At 61.9% G+C, this 16,376-nt stretch carries 17 protein-coding genes; 7 read left to right on the forward strand and 10 right to left on the reverse strand.

Features of this window, described 5'->3' with window-relative positions; genetic code table 11:
* Nucleotide 1 precedes the first annotated feature (1 nt).
* Both NKI79_RS15625 and NKI79_RS15630 read right to left on the reverse strand, forming a co-directional pair.
* Nucleotides 2–826, reverse strand: a complete 825-nt coding sequence (locus NKI79_RS15625; protein WP_352802547.1) for a DUF2189 domain-containing protein — start codon at nucleotides 824–826, stop codon at nucleotides 2–4.
* A gap of 141 nt (nucleotides 827–967) precedes the next feature.
* Nucleotides 968–1,672 carry a glutathione S-transferase family protein gene (locus NKI79_RS15630; RefSeq protein ID WP_352802550.1) on the reverse strand — a complete coding sequence of 235 codons (705 nt, stop codon included), beginning with the start codon at nucleotides 1,670–1,672 and terminating at the stop codon, nucleotides 968–970.
* Nucleotides 1,673–1,778: 106 nt separating this feature from the next.
* Between NKI79_RS15630 and NKI79_RS15635 the strand changes: the two genes are divergently transcribed.
* Nucleotides 1,779–2,144 carry a winged helix-turn-helix transcriptional regulator gene (locus tag NKI79_RS15635; protein ID WP_352703357.1) on the forward strand — a complete coding sequence of 122 codons (366 nt, stop codon included), beginning with the start codon at nucleotides 1,779–1,781 and terminating at the stop codon, nucleotides 2,142–2,144.
* 276 nt (nucleotides 2,145–2,420) lie between these two features.
* Here the strand turns inward: NKI79_RS15635 and NKI79_RS15640 are convergent, their stop codons facing one another.
* Nucleotides 2,421–2,870, reverse strand: a complete 450-nt coding sequence (locus NKI79_RS15640; RefSeq protein WP_352802554.1) for an SgcJ/EcaC family oxidoreductase — start codon at nucleotides 2,868–2,870, stop codon at nucleotides 2,421–2,423.
* A 62-nt stretch (nucleotides 2,871–2,932) separates the two neighbouring features.
* Between NKI79_RS15640 and NKI79_RS15645 the strand changes: the two genes are divergently transcribed.
* Together NKI79_RS15645 and NKI79_RS15650 are read left to right on the forward strand one after the other, a co-directional pair.
* Nucleotides 2,933–3,388: a MarR family winged helix-turn-helix transcriptional regulator gene (locus NKI79_RS15645; protein ID WP_352703362.1), complete on the forward strand. Its 456-nt coding sequence runs from the start codon at nucleotides 2,933–2,935 to the stop codon at nucleotides 3,386–3,388.
* Between the two features lie 130 nt (nucleotides 3,389–3,518).
* Nucleotides 3,519–4,034: a CAP domain-containing protein gene (locus NKI79_RS15650; protein WP_352479895.1), complete on the forward strand. Its 516-nt coding sequence runs from the start codon at nucleotides 3,519–3,521 to the stop codon at nucleotides 4,032–4,034.
* Nucleotides 4,035–4,077: 43 nt separating this feature from the next.
* Here NKI79_RS15650 and NKI79_RS15655 read toward each other — a convergent pair whose 3' ends face one another.
* From NKI79_RS15655 to NKI79_RS15675, 5 genes are all read right to left on the reverse strand, one after another.
* A complete protein-coding gene (locus NKI79_RS15655; RefSeq protein WP_352802556.1) occupies nucleotides 4,078–6,765 on the reverse strand; it encodes an EAL domain-containing protein in 2,688 nt (895 codons plus the stop codon).
* A 174-nt stretch (nucleotides 6,766–6,939) separates the two neighbouring features.
* Nucleotides 6,940–8,475: a DHA2 family efflux MFS transporter permease subunit gene (locus tag NKI79_RS15660; protein WP_352479893.1), complete on the reverse strand. Its 1,536-nt coding sequence runs from the start codon at nucleotides 8,473–8,475 to the stop codon at nucleotides 6,940–6,942.
* A gap of 306 nt (nucleotides 8,476–8,781) precedes the next feature.
* Complete coding sequence (locus NKI79_RS15665; RefSeq protein ID WP_352802559.1) at nucleotides 8,782–9,960, reverse strand: HlyD family secretion protein; 1,179 nt, start codon at nucleotides 9,958–9,960, stop codon at nucleotides 8,782–8,784.
* Nucleotides 9,957–10,436, reverse strand: coding sequence for a MarR family winged helix-turn-helix transcriptional regulator (locus tag NKI79_RS15670; protein WP_352802666.1), 480 nt, complete (start codon nucleotides 10,434–10,436; stop codon nucleotides 9,957–9,959). Before NKI79_RS15670 ends, NKI79_RS15665 begins: the two co-directional genes overlap by 4 nt.
* A 156-nt stretch (nucleotides 10,437–10,592) precedes the next feature.
* On the reverse strand, nucleotides 10,593–11,054 hold the full coding sequence (locus NKI79_RS15675) for a LysR substrate-binding domain-containing protein (protein WP_352479891.1): 462 nt from the start codon (nucleotides 11,052–11,054) through the stop codon (nucleotides 10,593–10,595).
* Here NKI79_RS15675 and NKI79_RS15680 point away from each other — a divergent pair.
* Complete coding sequence (locus tag NKI79_RS15680; RefSeq protein WP_352479890.1) at nucleotides 10,938–11,177, forward strand: BBE domain-containing protein; 240 nt, start codon at nucleotides 10,938–10,940, stop codon at nucleotides 11,175–11,177. The genes NKI79_RS15675 and NKI79_RS15680 overlap by 117 nt on opposite strands.
* A 40-nt stretch (nucleotides 11,178–11,217) precedes the next feature.
* Here the strand turns inward: NKI79_RS15680 and NKI79_RS15685 are convergent, their stop codons facing one another.
* Nucleotides 11,218–12,153, reverse strand: coding sequence for a bifunctional helix-turn-helix transcriptional regulator/GNAT family N-acetyltransferase (locus NKI79_RS15685; protein WP_352802562.1), 936 nt, complete (start codon nucleotides 12,151–12,153; stop codon nucleotides 11,218–11,220).
* Nucleotides 12,154–12,371: 218 nt separating this feature from the next.
* On the opposite strand from NKI79_RS15685, the gene groES reads away from it, so the two are divergent.
* Complete coding sequence (gene groES / locus NKI79_RS15690; protein ID WP_006203049.1) at nucleotides 12,372–12,668, forward strand: co-chaperone GroES; 297 nt, start codon at nucleotides 12,372–12,374, stop codon at nucleotides 12,666–12,668.
* A gap of 62 nt (nucleotides 12,669–12,730) precedes the next feature.
* Nucleotides 12,731–14,386 (forward strand): chaperonin GroEL, encoded by a 1,656-nt coding sequence (groL, locus tag NKI79_RS15695; RefSeq protein ID WP_352649698.1) that lies wholly within the window; start codon nucleotides 12,731–12,733, stop codon nucleotides 14,384–14,386.
* 235 nt (nucleotides 14,387–14,621) lie between these two features.
* Here the strand turns inward: groL and NKI79_RS15700 are convergent, their stop codons facing one another.
* The gene (locus NKI79_RS15700; RefSeq protein ID WP_352802565.1) at nucleotides 14,622–15,233 is read right to left on the reverse strand and encodes a TetR/AcrR family transcriptional regulator; all 612 of its coding nucleotides are present in this window, start codon (nucleotides 15,231–15,233) and stop codon (nucleotides 14,622–14,624) included.
* A gap of 103 nt (nucleotides 15,234–15,336) precedes the next feature.
* On the opposite strand from NKI79_RS15700, the gene NKI79_RS15705 reads away from it, so the two are divergent.
* On the forward strand, nucleotides 15,337–16,347 hold the full coding sequence (locus NKI79_RS15705; RefSeq protein WP_352802568.1) for a zinc-dependent alcohol dehydrogenase family protein: 1,011 nt from the start codon (nucleotides 15,337–15,339) through the stop codon (nucleotides 16,345–16,347).
* The last annotated feature ends 29 nt before the right edge of the window (nucleotides 16,348–16,376 follow it).

Raw genomic sequence — 16,376 nt, forward strand, 5'->3', positions numbered from 1 at the left:
CCTACATCGGCCGCCTGACCTGCTCCGCCCGCTCCGGTTCGACCACCCTGCGATAAAGATGCCAGGTCGCGTGGCCAAGGATGGGCATGACGACGGCAAGCCCGGCAAATAGCGGGATCGAGCCGATGACCAGGAGCACGGCGACCATCAGGCCCCACAGCGCCATCTGTAGCGGGTTTGTCAGGACGGCGCGCGCCGACGTCTCGACTGCCGAGACCGCGCCGACATCGCGGTCCAGCAGCAGCGGAAAGGCGACGACGGTCGTCGCCAGCACGATCGCGGCGAAGGCGAACCCGGCCAGGTTGCCGAGCAGGATCAGCGTCCAGCCCTTGCTGGTCGTCAGCACCTCGCGAACAAAGCCGGCAATAGAGGCCGGAGGCTGATTGCCGTACAGGCTGGTGTAGATCGATTGCGCGGTGAACAGCCAGAGCAGGAACAGTACCAGCAGCATGATACCGATGACTGCAATCGCGGGGAGCGCCGGCGAGTGGCGCACGTCGAGCGCATGCCACCAGGATGTATCCATGCCGAACTCGCGCCGGCGGCTGATTTCGTAAAGGCCGATAGCCGCGAACGGACCGACCAAAGCGAAGCCGGACATCAGCGGATAGATGAGCTGGATGGCGTTCGAGCCCGAGGTCCATTGCGTCAGGATCAGGCCGACCACCGGATAGATCAGGCACAGGAACACATAATGCGACGGCTTGGCCCAGAAATCCTCGACGCCGAGACGGAGCGCATCAATCAGATCCTCGGTGCTGATGCGGCGCACCTTGGGCTGTACATGCATTCCACGTGCATCAGCCATGACATGAAAGCTGGCCATAACCTTTCTCCCGTGTGTCGGAGCGGTCACCGCCAGGATGGCCGCCCGCAGCTGCCACTTCAAGAACGGTGACATGATAGCCGATCTGGGCGTGCTTGTCGCCAGCGCCCGGCGCCGGGGCGCCGGGCGCTGAGCGAACAGTTACGCCGCGAAGCGATCGATCACCTCGCCCAGCGGCAAGTGACCGAAGCAAGCGCCTGACCCGGCGGGCTTTTCGCCAGCTTCGACAGCGAGCGCGTATTGCACGGCCGGATCGGCTTCGATGCGGCGGCGTAGCGCCGCCAGCTTCGGGTAAGCGGCGCCGTCGACCGCCTGGTGGAATTCTGCCCAGCGCGCCACGCCGATCAACGTGGTGTCGGCAAGCGTCAGCCGCTCGCCGATCAGGAAATCCGTGTCGAGGATCATCGCCTCAAGCTGGTTATGGCGGTTGGTAACGACCTTGCGGCCGAAATCACGCAAAGTCGCCAGCAGCACCGGTTCGGCCGACTCCATTTCATATGCCGCCCAGAGCGGGGTGAAGGCGGCGGTGAAGCCGGTGTTTATGAAGGCGACCAGCTGGTGCATCCGGTCGGCCTCCGGCGAGCGAGGATCGAAGCTGATACGGCGTTGCGTATCGCGGGCTTCGAGCCAGGCGGCAATCGCCATGGTCTCGGTGAGCACCCTGCCCTCGTCCGTGATCAATACCGGCGTTTCCTGACGGCCGTTGATGCTGGCATAGGCGTCGTTCTTCATCTCAGTGAGCATGTCGACACGACACAGGCGATAGGGTTGTCCGAGGCGTTCAAAAGCAGCGACAAGCCCCATCGAACTTCCCAGCGGGAAGCCGTAAAGGAGAATAGGTTCCATTTCTTTGTCTCTTCCATGTTAGGGGTCACGCTGCGCAGCGAAACTTGACCCTAAACGCTGGTCGCCCCATGTAAATTAGGCACTATTCTGTAACCAGGTCCCCGCCATGAAGGATGTCGTCTCACGCTGCCCGATCGAGGAGACCATGCGTGTGCTCAGCGGTCGCTGGCCCACCTTGCTGCTCTATTATCTCAAGGATGGTACCAAGCGCTTCAGCGATTTGAGGCGTGACAACCCGGCAGTGTCGCACCGCATCCTGGCGCTGGAACTGCGCAAGCTGGAGGAAGCCGGGATCGTGCGGCGAACGGCGCACGCCGGCTATCCACTACGTGTGGATTACGACCTCACGGAGCCCGGCCTCAAGCTTGTGCCGCTTATCGACGCCCTGGGCGACTGGTGGGAACATACCGAAGACGATCGGGCCGGCCGGGTTTCATCGACGCCGGAAACCAAACTTGTGGCGGCGGAATAGCCGACCGGCGATCACCGCGCTGCAAAGAACTGCCGGCGAGCCCAGCGCGCGCCAAGCCGTTCATACATTAGATTCCGCAAGACCAAGCGACCGGCTTATGGGGCGCGCCATTGTGGCCGGCCAAACCGGGCAAGGCGCGGGCCATCCAGCACCAACTCCTGTAGCATGGCTCGCCAATCCCGATTCACCTGACCCGCCGTTCGATCTCATTGCCCGATCAGATCGGCTGATCATGCTGGATGGCTGTCGCTTTCGATTCTGACGTGAATGAAGAGCCTACTTATCCTCTTGAAGTTTCTCCTGAGACTTTGCCATTTGATCGTCCCCAAGTTCCATATTGTGCATCGTTGCAATCAACCATTCATCGTGATCCCGCGTCGCCACTACGCTGATTAATCCGCGCCGACGCGGCCATTCGTTTCCCATCGGATCGAGTGCGCCAGTCATGGACCACCGCAGGTCGAGCGTGGCAACATCAGGGCGAACAAGCCTGTTCCGCACGCTTTCGGCGGATAGGTGGCTGTGCTTGAACATCTTCTCAAAAATTGGGGCATGGAACTGCTCGATCCTGTCACGTCCAGTCGCCTGCATACCGAAGACGTTTGTAAATTCGGCATCTGCCGCGAATACGGCGGCAAAGGCGCGAGCATCGTGACGATTCCAAGCTTCGATCAGCTTGTGCGCGACACTTTCCACCCCTTCAGTTCGGACGTTGCCGGTAGCCATGCTGACCTCCTGCCATATAGTTCGGTTGCCATACTATATGGGCACCATATAAGTTTGGAAAGATGGATAATCAGCCATACACGCAATCTCTGCTTCTCTATGCTTATCAATCGTCGGCGAGCGCTTTGGTCCAGGTTCTCCGGGAGAGCGGCCATTCGGCAATCAAGCCCAAACACGGCGCTGTATTCGCCAACATCGACGCGGAGGGAACCCGACCCAGCGTCCTCGCGGAGCGTGCGGGCATTGGCAAAGCATCGATGGGTGAGTTGATCGATGAACTGGAGCGCCTCGGTTATGTTCGGCGCTCGCATGATCCGAACGACCGACGGGCCAAATTAATCGTTGCAACTGACGCGGCGCTTGCGGTGATCCGGATCGTCCACGATTTCAATCAGCGTCTCGAAGACCAATACCGGAGGCTGCTTGGTGCTCAGGCGTACGAATCGCTGCGGTCGTCACTGCAAGCGATATCCCCCAGAGAAAATTTGCAACCGAGGATACCTCGTCAGCGCTCGTGAAGCCGCAGAGATGGGGAAAAAGAAACTGTCTGTCCGTGAATGCCCGACTGGTATCGAGCCGGAAACCATCATCACGCATTTTCACCGCCCTGCCCGGCAAAAGCCATGATCGCGCTTATGTCAGGCGGGCATGACCGTTACGAAAATCGAAAATTATGGGGCCCAACCAAGCCTAAGTAGGCGCGTGCTGCTCAGAGCTGCCGGCCTTGGCGCCCTTGCCGGGCTCGTCGCCTGCGCCACCGTGCTGCCCACCGGCGAAGGCGCCGGTGTCTCTGCCTCCGCCGCTGGCACGCTGGCCGGCATCCGCGCTTCGGCGGGTCTCGGGCCGCTTGTCCCCGATGCCCGGCTCGAGCAGGCGGCACTGCAGCAGGCCGGCTATATGGCGCGCGGCCGCCGAATGAACCACACCACCGGCTGGGGCAAGGACTTTGCCTCGCGCGTCAAAGACAATGGCATTGCCGGCGCTGCCGCCGAAAACATCGCCGAAGGCCGCTTCGACCAGCAGAAGCTGTTCGATATCTGGGTGCATTCGCCAGGCCACCGCCGCAACATGCTCGACCCGCGCTTCACCCGCTTCGGTCTCGCTTACGTGCGCGACGGCCGCGACAGCACGCTTCGCTACTGGTGCCTTGTGCTCGGCAGATAACTTCCGCCATTTGGTCGGCGGAAGCCTGCTGGCGACCGATCCGTCAGTCTTTGCGGCCGCCGCCGAGCAATTCCTCGATGTCCTGCGCGCAAACCGGCCTGCTGAAATGATAGCCCTGCATTTCGTCGCAATTGTTCCTGCGCAGGAAAGCAACCTGATCATCTGTCTCAACGCCCTCGGCGATGACCCTCAGGTTGAGATTTTGCCCCAATGAAATCACCGCGCTGGCCACAGCCTGATCGTTCTCATCGGCGGCGAGATCCTTGATGAAGGACTTGTCGATCTTCAGCCGCGCCACGGGAAAGGTCTTGAGTGCGCTGAGGCTGGAATAGCCGGTGCCGAAATCATCGATCGAGATCTGGACACCCAGGCCTTGCAGGGCGTTCATGGTGGCGACCGCCAGCTCGATATCCTGCATGATCAGGCTCTCGGTCACCTCCAGCTCGAGATACCTGGCCTCCAGGCCGCTGTCCTTCAGCGCGCTGACGATGCGATCGATCAGGTTGCGCTCCCTGAATTGCCGCGCCGACACATTCACGCAAACGGTCAAGGGCGGCAGTCCCGCGTCTTGCCAGGCTTTGTTCTGCCGGCACGCCTCACGCAGAACCCAGTCGCCGATCGGTACGATCAGACCTGTCTCCTCGGCGGTCGGTATGAACATCGTCGGCATTACCGTGCCAAGCGTTGGATGGTTCCAGCGTATCAGCGCCTCGACCGCAAAAACCCGACCTGACCGAAGGTCCACTTGCGGCTGGTAGAGCAGCGTGAATTCCGAACGGGCCAAGGCGTTTCGCAACTCTTCCTGAAGCACGAATTTTTCATGCGCCCTGGTGTTGAACTCCGGAGCGTAAAACTGGAAATTGTCGCGGCCGAACTCCTTGGCGCGATACATGGCCGCATCGGCATTTGCCAGCAGCGTATCGGGATCCGTTCCATCCTTGGGATAGTTGGCAATGCCGATGCTGGCCGTCGCCCGCACCAGATGTGCTCCGAGCCGAACCGGCTCGGCGAGTGCAGCCCTGAGCTTTTGCAACGTCTCGGAAACGAGATCAACGTTCGCCGGCTGGTCGAACAGCACGATGACAAATTCGTCACCGCCAAGCCGCACGACGGTATCGGTCGCCCTTACGCAGTCGACCATGCGACTAGCGACGGTCTTCAGAAGCTCGTCGCCGGCATTGTGGCCGAGCGTGTCGTTGACGAATTTGAAATTGTCCAGATCGATGAACACCACCGTCACCCAGCGATCGTATCGCTGGGCGTACAAGACCGCCTGTGAAAGCCGATCCTCCAACAAGGCGCGATTGGGAAGCCCGGTCAGCACGTCATGGTTGGCCATGAAGTGGATCCGGTCTTCGGCCTGTTTGCGTTCGATGGCGATCCCGGCGATGCGCGTGGTGAAATCGATGAGGCGAGTCTCGGCCTCGGTCGGTTCGCGCACCGTCATCGAATACATCGCAAAGACGCCAAGCACGGCGCCCTGATGCGACAGGATCGGGGTCGACCAGCATGAACGCAAACCGTGCGGCCGCGCGAGTTCGCGATAATCCTGCCAAAGCGGATCGCGCATGATGTCAGCGACGATCACCGGCTCGCGCCGATAGACTGCGGTTCCGCAAGACCCTGCTCCGGGGCCGACCGCGGCGCCGTCGACGGCGTCGGTGTAGTCTCTCGCCAGGCTGGGCGCGGCGGCGTGACGCAAGTGGCTGCCATCCTTGTCGAGCAGCAAGACCGAACCGAATATCCCCGCCAGTTGGGATTCGACCAGACGCATGAGCCGCTCGAGCACATCTTCGAGGGGAGCGCTCTTTGCGATCATCTCGAGGATATGCGCCTGCCCGTCGCGCAGGATTTCGGCCTGCTTGCGCGCAGTGATGTCGCGGGCAATGCCGACGAGGCCGAAAATGTTGTTTTGAACGTTGCGCAACGGCAGTTTCGTCGACAGGAACCATTTGCCGGTGCCTGACGCATCGATGACGAACTCTTCCTCGTCGATCATCGGTTGTCCGTCGCGCATCAGTTGCTGCTCGATGAAGCGAAATTTCTGCGCAAGTTCCGGCGCATGAAGGTCGAAGTCGCTCAGACCGATCATGTCGCTCGTACTGTCCCGACCGCTGTCGGACGCAATGGCTCGGTTCGCGACGACGAAGCGGCTCTCGGTGTCCTTCACCCACATGTAGTCAGGCACCAGGTCGATCAGCATCTGCAAGGAGATACGCTCGTCAACGACCAAGCGATTGGCGCTGAGCTCGCTGATGTCCTCGTGCGTGGCCACCCAGCCGCCGTCAGGCATCGGTTGATGGCAGACCTGAATTGTCCGGCCATCGGCGAGCTCGGCTGTCCAGTTCCCCGAAGCCGTGCCCGAATTGACTGCCCGGGCCAACCCCAGATAGGCGTCCGCATTCATTGCCGAGGTCCCGACAGCGACGCGCCGCTCGACGATTTCGCGCAGCGCCACACCCGGCTGCAATTGCTCCGGTGCAAGGCGATAGATTTCCGCGTAGCGTCGGTTGCACAGGATCAGCCGTTCATCGGCGTCAAAGAAACAGATGCCTTGCGAGATGTTCTCTATCGCGGTCTGGAACCGCAGTGCCTGGTCCTGAAGTGCCGCAATCGTGGCGCGAAGTTCGCGCTCGAGGACTTCGTACGAGGTAGTCGCCAGTTTTGCCAGCGTCGTCAGATTGGCGGACTCGGGCGCTGCGGCGGTTTGCCTGGATGATTTCGTGGCCAAACACAATTCCTCCCGCTGATGCTTGAGGCAAGCAGTGGAGGCTCGCCTTCAACCCAAAAGCGAGTGCATATTGGTCCGGATATACTAATGGCAGGTGAACCTGGCTAAACGCCACGCGACCGGCACAGCCAACGGAAGCCTCATGCCGGTCGTGGTTGCCGTAAGCCCTGAGGCTTAGTCCATATGCGCGGCAGGCGCCCCACCGGCGGGCGGCGCGGCCTTTGGCTTGCGCAGCAGGAAAACAAACGGAATGGCAAGCAGCGTCATCATCATCAGCAGCTTGAAGTCATTGACGTAGGAGATCATCATCGCCTGGACATTGACCATGCGATCCATCAGCGACAGCGCCGTCGGATCGCCGCCCGCCGCTGCCGGCGATGCCGCCCAGAGGTTGGGATTGAACGGGTTGATGTAGGCCGAAAGCTCGGCATGGTTGATCTGCGTGTTGCGTACCAGCAAAACCGTCACCACCGACACGCCGATCGACGAGCCAAGGTTGCGCACCAGGCTGAACAACGCCGTGGCATCGGTGCGGAAGCGTGCGTCGAGCGTGGCGAAGGCTACGGTCGACAGCGGCACGAACACCATGCCCATTCCCAGGCCCTGGATGACGCCGGAACTGAGGATCAGCCAGTCGTCCATCTGCGGCGAGAAGCTGGACATCGTGTAGAGCGACTGCGCGGTCAGCAGAAAGCCGATGACGACGAGGATCCTGGCATCGATCCTGTGCATGATCCGCCCGACGAACAGCATCGCGATCATCGTGCCGACACCGCGCGGTCCCAGGACAATGCCGATGGTGAGGGTCGGATAGCCGAAGATGGTCGACAGCATTGGCGGCAGCAGCGACATGCTCGCCAAGATGAGCACGCCCATGACAAAGATGAACGCCAGCCCGGTGACGAAATTGCGATCGAGGAAGATCTTCGGGTCGATAAAGGGGTGCTCCGCCGTCAATGTGTGAATGGTGAACACCCAGAAGCCGGTGATGGAAAGACCGAGCTCGATCCATATCTCGATCGAGGAAAACCAGTCGACCTCGCCGCCGCGATCGAGCATCAGCTGCAGCGCGCCGACACCGAGCGAGAGCATGGTGAAGCCGAAGAAATCGAAGCTGCGCACCCGCCGGGCAACGCTGGGAAGATACGCCGCCATGCCGAGGAAGGCGATGATGCCGACCGGCAGGTTGATGAAGAACACCCAGCGCCAGTTGAAGTTCTCGGTCAGCCAGCCACCCAGCGTCGGGCCAAGGATCGGTCCCAGCATGATGCCGGCGCCCCAGATGGCCATGGCTTGGCCGTGGCGTTCCCTAGGGTTGATGTCGAGCAGGAAGGTCTGCGACAGCGGCACGATGGCAGCGCCGAACACACCTTGCATGAGCCGGAACAAAACGATGGTCTCCAGGCTCCAGGCGATGCCGCACAGCATGGAGAAGACGGTGAAGCCGACCACGGCCGTCAGGAACAGCTCCTTGCGACCGAAGCGGTCGGCAAGCCAGCCGGTCACCGGCGTCATGATCGCCGCGGCAACGATGTAGGAGGTCAGCACCCAGTTGATGTTGTCGGGGGAGGCGCCGAGATCGCCGGTCATGGTCGGCAGCGCAACGTTGGCGATCGTCGTGTCGAGCGCCTGCATGATCGTCGCAAGCATGAGCGCGACTGTGATCAGGCCGCGGTGCGGTACTTCGCGAAAGGGTTCTGGGCTGCTCATGACGTAAAACTTCCAGCAGGTAACAAAAACGTGTAAATTGGGTTTCCGGACGGCGAGGCCCTCGCTGCAGAGAGACCCTCATCGCGGTGGGACGCGAGCATCGATGTGGGGGTTACATCAACTGAGCGTCTCGACAAGCGGGCGCCCGCCGCCCGGAAACCTGAGGACCGAAGATCCTGCGCGGAATTGTCTGCTCAGGGTAGGCTACAGCGCAGCCCGTTTACGCATTCAACTTTTCCTGCGCCTCCTTTCGGACCAATCCTGCATCCATCTCACTGTTTGCTATGCGGCCGCTGTTCGGCCTCCTTACTTGGCCTCGCCTGCCGTGGCGCCGCGGAAAATGCTCGGCAGCCCGCGGGAAACGCCGGTGTCCACCGTGACCGTAGCGCTCATGCCGGTGCGCAGCGCCGCCTTGGCGTCGGCATCGGCCAATTCCAGGCGGACCGGAATGCGCTGTGTGACCTTGACCCAGTTGCCGGTGGCGTTCTGCGCAGGCAGCAGCGAGAACTCGGCCCCGGTGCCGGCGCCGATCGCCTTGACGGTGGCTTCGAGGGTCTTGCCGGGATAGGTATCGACCACGATTTCGGCCTTCTGGCCTGGCTTCATGTTGGTGAGCTGGGTTTCCTTGAAATTGGCGTCGACCCAGGTGTCGCCGGTCTCCACCAGCGAAAACAGCGGCGTGCCCGAACCGACATACTGGCCAACCTTGAACGAAGCGGCCTGGCTGATGATGCCGTCGGCAGGCGCCTTGACCTTGGTCTGGACCAGATCGTAGGCCGCCTTGTCGCGTGCGGCGAGCGCCGCCATTACTGTCGGATGCTTGTCGGTTTCGATGTCGGGATTGCCGCCAAGTGCCGCCTTGGCGCTGACGATCCCCTGCTGGGCCACGGCCAGCTGCTGCTTGGCCTTGTCGAGGTCGTTCTTGGCTTCGTCCAGCGACGACTTGGCGTTGATGCCCTTCTGGGCAAGGTCGGCGGCGCGGTCATATTGCGACTGCGCGTACTGGACCTGGCTTTCGTCGGACTTCTCCTGCGCCAGCGCCTGGCTGTAGGCCGCACGCAGTTGCTCGACATTGAGCCGCGCACCAGCCACCGCCGCGTCGGCCTGGGCCAACGCGATCCGATAGGGCTCGGGATCGATGGCGAACAACACGTCGCCCTGCTTGACAGACTGGTTGTCGAAAATGTCGACCTGAACGATGCGGCCCGCCGTATCGGCGGCTATCGACACCTTGGCCTGCTGCAGATTGGCGTTCTCGGTCTCCTGATAGCGGCCGCCGGTCACCCAGACATAGCTGCCGCCGGCGATCAACGCAGCGGGCAGCACAAACATCAAAAGGAAGCGGCCGGCACGGCGCTTCTTCTTCGGCACCACCGGCGCCGGAGCTACCTGCGGAGCGACCGTTACCGGAGCTGCCGCCGGCTTCGCGGGAGCTTCCATCTCCAGCTTGGCCGCATTCTCATCTAGTTTGGCTACCGCGTTCATGTTGCTGCGCCTTCCGTATTCTTCACTTTTTCCGAGGGCGGCGTCTCACCATCTGCAAGATTCTGCACCATTGTTTCCAGCGCCTTGACCAGGACGCGGCGATCTTCCGGCGAAACGCCGACGAGCGATTCCTCATAGACCTCGCCGGCAAGGCTCTTGACGTGGGCGTAGGCCGCGTCCGCCTTGGCGGTCGGGAAAATCATGCGCACTCGCCTGTCGGTTGCGTCGGGACGGCGCTCGATCCAGCCGCCCTCCTCCATTCGATCGACAAGACGCGAGACGCTGATCGGCTCGATTTCGAGAAGCTCGGCAAGCCGCGCCTGCGCGACACCCGCCTCCTTGGCGACACGTACCAGAAGCCGCCATTGCGCCGAAGAAAGGCCGAAACCACTGGCGCGCGCCTCGAAGCGCTTGCGCATCAGGCGCTGCACGTCGTGGATCAAAAAGCCTAATCTGTCGATGCCGTCGGAAACCATGAGCGACATATATAATAAGCGTGCTCATAATTCAAGGAGCCCGATTGTGCCAGAAGCCGGTAAGTGTGCATGGCAATCGGTGCAGGGCGATCGTGGTTAGCAATTTATTACGCCGGGCGTTTGTGACGAGCATGCGGAAGATCGGCGTTCAGATGCTTAGACTATCGATCTCACCCAGGCGGAAAAGGCTTCGATATGCGCTTGTCGGGGGTGATTGGCTACGCCAGCAAGGTAAAAGCCATAGCCTGGCAGAGAGAGATCATGTGCCTTGACCAGCCTGCCAGCCTCGAGTTCGCCACTGACGACCACATCGCTGCAGATAGCGATGCCTTGGCCTGCCGCTACCGCGTCAATCGCGTGCAGCTCTTCGCGGAAACTCAAGTCCCATGCCCGGTTGGCATTCGGGATGCTGGGATCGATCGAGCGTGCGATTGCCAGCCATCGCTGCCAGGTCGGCGCTTCCGGGTCGCGGTTCGTCCAATTGAAATGGATGAGCGGGTATTGCAGCAGATCGGCGGCGCGCTCGATCTGTCGGTCGCCTCCTGCGAACAGATCCGGGCTGCATACCGGAAAGAATGCGTCCCGAAAAATTTCCTGCGCGGGAACGTCCCGCGGCATCCTGCGCGCATAGCCGTTCTGGCGGCCTACGGCGAGAATTATCCGAGGCTGGCCGCGCTAAAAAACAAGTATGACCCCACCAATCTCTGTCGCTTGAACCAAAACATTAAGCCTGCGACCTGAGCGACCGCCGCAGGCCGATGCTCGAAATTCTGCGGCGCTGCTATAACTCCAAATTCCAGTTCTGGCCGACCAGATCCTTGCCGAAGGAATGGTGGCGCTCCTCGTCGGTCAGCTTGAACCCGGCCGCCTCGTAGATGCGGCGCGCCGAGGTGAGCACGTCGTTGGTCCACAGCGTCAGTGTCCTGTAACCCTTCGTTCGAGCAAAGCCGATGCATTCCTCGACCAGCCGCCTGCCGATGCCGAGACCGCGCGCCGAAGGCTCGACATAGAGCAGGCGCAACTTCGCCACCTCGTCCGACTGGTGCATGACGAAGACCGAGCCGACGACCTCCCCTTCCCGCTCGGCGATCCAGCTGCGTTCCCATTTCGGATCGAAGGATTTGACGAAGGCACCGAGGATTTCGGCGACCAGCGCTTCATAGGTTTCGTCCCAGCCATATTCCTGCGCGTAGAGCAGGCCCTGGCGATGGATGATCCGGCCGATGTCGCCGACTTGCAGAGACCGCAGCATATAGGGAATTTTGGGCTCGGCACTTCCGCCCAGCAGACGCTGCACCGTCTGCATGGCCCTGACCAGCCTGTCCTGTTCGGCAGCCGAAAGCCGTTCGAGCAAAGCCGCGACCTGTTCGTGCGAACCCTGGTTCAGCGGCGCGAAGGCCTGCCGCCCGGCCTTGGTCAGCGCGATCGACGAGCGCCGCGCATCCGCCTCGATCGTGGCCCGCTCGACCAGATCACGCTCCTCGAACTTCTTCAGCAGCCGGCTGAGATAACCGGCATCGAGGCCGAGATCGCGCCCAAGGTCGGTGGCGGTCAGCCCGTCGCGATGCGCCAGCTCATAGAGCACCCGCGCTTCGGTCAGCGAGAAGGTGCTTTTCAGCAGCCCTTCGTCGAGCAGCCCGATCTGGCGGGTGTAGAAGCGGTTGAAGGCCCGCACCGCGTCGATCCGCTCCTTGCCTGGGTGATGATGAATGGTCATGGCATCCTCCTGCCCGGCAAGATCAGCCATTTAGTTGACTTAGTCAAGTATCCGTTTGAAGCAATCGTCCTGAGGATGCTCACCAGGCGTCTTGACTCGCGCGAGCTGCCAGCCTATTTCAGCGCCACGTTAGCACTCCCCCAAGATGAGTGCTAACCACATGTCCGGCGCCGCCGGACGGAGGAACTGTTCTCACCATTCTCATCGAGGAATAAAAAATGGCAAAGTCGAAGTTCCGCCCGCTTCATGACCGCGTGGTCGTTCGTCGGGTCGAATCCGAATCCAAGACCGCGGGCGGGATCATCATCCCCGATACGGCTAAGGAAAAGCCGCAGGAAGGCGAGATCATCGCCGTCGGTTCCGGCGCCCGCGACGAAGCCGGCAAGCTCGTCCCGCTGGACGTCAAGGCCGGCGACCGCATCCTGTTCGGCAAGTGGTCGGGCACCGAAGTCAAGCTCAATGGCGAAGACCTTCTGATCATGAAGGAATCCGACATTATGGGCATCATCGGCTGAATATCGGCCTCACCCTCATTTAAATCTTCGGGCTTAATCCAAGCCCCTGCCAGGAGCTAAAAATGGCTGCCAAAGACGTAAAATTCTCCCGCGACGCTCGTGAGCGCATGCTGCGCGGCGTCAACATCCTCGCCGACGCGGTGAAGGTCACGCTCGGCCCCAAGGGCCGCAACGTCGTCATCGACAAGTCGTTCGGCGCACCGCGCATCACCAAGGACGGCGTTACCGTCGCCAAGGAAATCGAGCTTGAAGACAAGTTCGAGAACATGGGCGCGCAGATGGTCCGCGAAGTTGCTTCGAAGACCAACGACATCGCCGGCGACGGCACCACGACCGCGACCGTTCTGGCGCAGTCGATCGTCCAGGAAGGCCACAAGGCGGTTGCCGCCGGCATGAACCCGATGGACCTCAAGCGCGGCATCGACCTCGCCGTCGCCGACGTCGTCGCGACGCTGATCAAGAACGCCAAGAAGATCAAGACCTCGGAAGAGGTTGCCCAGGTCGGCACCATCGCCGGCAATGGCGATGCTTCGGTCGGCTCGATGATCGCTGAAGCGATGCAGAAGGTCGGCAATGAGGGCGTCATCACCGTCGAGGAAGCCAAGACCGCCGAGACCGAGCTCGAAGTCGTCGAAGGCATGCAGTTCGACCGCGGCTATCTCTCGCCCTACTTCGTCACCAACGCCGAAAAGATGGTTGCGGATCTGGAAGACGCCTACATCCTCCTCCACGAGAAGAAGCTCTCCAACCTGCAGGCCATGCTGCCGATCCTCGAGGCTGTCGTGCAGACCTCGAAGCCGCTGGTCATCATCTCCGAAGACGTCGAAGGTGAGGCCTTGGCGACGCTGGTCGTCAACAAGTTGCGTGGCGGCCTGAAGATCGCTGCCGTCAAGGCGCCGGGCTTCGGTGATCGCCGTAAGGCCATGCTGGAAGACATCGCCATTCTCACCGGTGGCCAGGTCATCTCCGAAGACCTCGGCATCAAGCTCGAGAATGTCGGCCTCAACATGCTCGGCCGCGCCAAGAAGGTGTCGATCTCCAAGGAGAACACCACCATCGTCGACGGCGCCGGCAAGAAGGCCGAGATCCAGGGCCGCGTCGCCCAGATCAAGCAGCAGATCGAGGAGACCACCTCGGACTACGACAAGGAGAAGCTGCAGGAACGTCTCGCCAAGCTGGCGGGCGGCGTTGCCGTGATCCGCGTCGGCGGTGCGACCGAAGTGGAAGTCAAGGAAAAGAAGGACCGCGTCGATGACGCCCTCAACGCGACCCGCGCGGCCGTCGAAGAAGGCATCGTTCCCGGCGGCGGCGTCGCACTGCTGCGTGCCTCGCTGACCATCAAGGCAACCGGTGCCAACTCCGACCAGACCGCGGGCATCGCCATCGTGCGTCGCGCGCTGCAGGCTCCGGCCCGCCAGATCGCGTCCAACGCCGGTGCGGAAGCATCGATCGTTGCCGGCAAGATCCTCGAGAACAAGGGCGCGACCTTCGGCTACAACGCCCAGACCGGCGAATATGGCGACATGATCGCCATGGGTATCGTCGATCCGGTCAAGGTTGTGCGCACGGCTCTGCAGGACGCGGCCTCGGTCGCCGGCCTCCTGGTCACCACCGAAGCCATGATCGCGGAGGCTCCGAAGAAGGAGTCGGCTGGCGGCGGCATGCCTGGCGGCATGGGCGGCGGCGGCATGGGCGGCATGGGCGGCATGGACTTCTAAGAAGTCCATAAAGCACGCCTATGAACTCAAGTTGCTCAAGCCCGCAAGCGGGCTTGAGTGGCGGCATGGACTTCTAAGAAGTCCATAAAGCACGCCCATGAACTCACGTTGCTCAAGCCCGCAAGCGGGCTTGAGTGGCGGCATGGATTTCTAGTCCAGCCCATCTACCTTCAGATACGAAAAGGGCGGCCGAGAGGTCGCCCTTTTTGTTTGCTTTGCTTAGCGGTTTGCCCGCTCAGACGGCGGCGTCAATCCGCCGCGAGGGTGAGATTTTGGCAGGCAATGCACCCTCAATCAGCGCCGCGACTTCATCGGCTACTGCCAGCACAGGGGCACGGTCGTGGGTGGCGCGTGCGATCACCATCAACCCTTCCAGCGATGATTCGACCAGCAATGCGAGCGCGTGCGCGCGGCGCTCGGGCACCCCTGCCCTGACGAAGGCGGCCCTGAGCAAGCCTATCCACTGCTCGAAAGCCGAGCGGCACAATTCGGCCAACTCCGGCATGTCTGCCGGCGAGTCCAGCACCACGGGCGCGATCGGGCAACCGAGCGTGAACTGATTGTCTTCCAGCATGCGCGCGACCGACTGGTAGATGTGGTGGACAGCCACCGCCGGGTCCCTTTCGGCGGCGAGCGCGGCGCCCAGCCTCTGCGTCACCTCGTCGACGCTGTCGCGCGTCACCTCGATGACCAATTGGTCCTTGCCGCCCGGAAAGTGGAAGTAGAGCGAGCCTCTAGGCGCACCCGAGGCGCTCAATATGTCATTGAGCGAAGTGCCGTGGTAGCCGCGCTGCCTCAGCAGCCGCGCCGTCGTCTCGAGTATGCGGGTCCGGGTGTCGTTCGCCATGTCAACCTCTGTCAGGAGTGAACACTATAGGCCTTGCGTCGAATATAGCAATCGGTCTACAGAATATGTAGATCAGTCTACATATTCGGGAGAGAAAGCCGATATGCGCAGTTATCGCCTTGAAGGAACCGGCGGAATCGAACGCCTGGTGAGGCGCGACGAGGCGCAGCCGGCGCCGAAGCAACACGAGATCGCCGTGTGTGTGCGCGCCGCTTCGCTCAACCGCCGCGACACGATGATCCTCAACGGCACCTATCCACTGGCGCCACGCCAGGGCGTTATCCCGCTGAGCGACGGTGCCGGTGAAGTCGTTGCCGTCGGCGATGCCGTCACCCGCTTCGCCGTCGGCGACCGCATCACCGGCAGCTATTTTGCGCGCTGGATCGACGGCCACATCAATGCCGGGCTGATCGACCAGCTCGGTTGCACGCTGGACGGGATGCTGACCGAATACGCGGTGCTCGATGAGCAATGGGCGGTGCGGCTTCCCGATCATCTCGACTGGCATCAAGCGGCGACGCTGACCTGCGCCGGCCTGACCGCCTGGAATGCGGTGACGGCGGCCGAGATGCCGAAGCCCGGCCAATGGGTTCTTGTCATCGGTTCAGGTGGCGTCGCGCTGTTTGCGCTGCAATTCGCCAAGCTGCTCGGCTGCCGGGTCGTGGCCGTCAGTTCGCGCAGCGAGAAGCTGGACCGGCTGCGGGCGCTGGGCGCCGACCTCGTCGTCTCGACAGCCGGCATGCCGGAATGGGGTGCTGCGGTGCGCGACCAGACCGGCGGCATCGACCTCGTCGTCGAGACCGGCGGCCCGCCGACCTTCGCGCAATCGATGATCGCCTGCGCGCTTTACGGGCGCATCGTGCTTCTCACCATACAGGATGCGAAAGGCGGGACGGTGCAGATCCCCGGCCCGGTCTACCAGCGCAGCCTCGCCACCATCAGCCGGCTGTTCGTCGGCAATCGCACCAACCTCGAAGCCATGCTGCGCGCCATCTCGGTGCATCGGCTTAAGCCCGTCATCGACAAGGTGTTCGCCTTCGACGAGGCCCAAGACGCCTACCGCTATTTCCAGCAAGGCGACGTCTTCGGGAAAGTGGTCGTCGACGGCGCCTGACTGGTTCACCCCCAAAATTCGATCGAGCC

It is taken from the genome of Mesorhizobium sp. M0340 (genome assembly GCF_040321535.1).
Classification (GTDB): domain Bacteria; phylum Pseudomonadota; class Alphaproteobacteria; order Rhizobiales; family Rhizobiaceae; genus Mesorhizobium.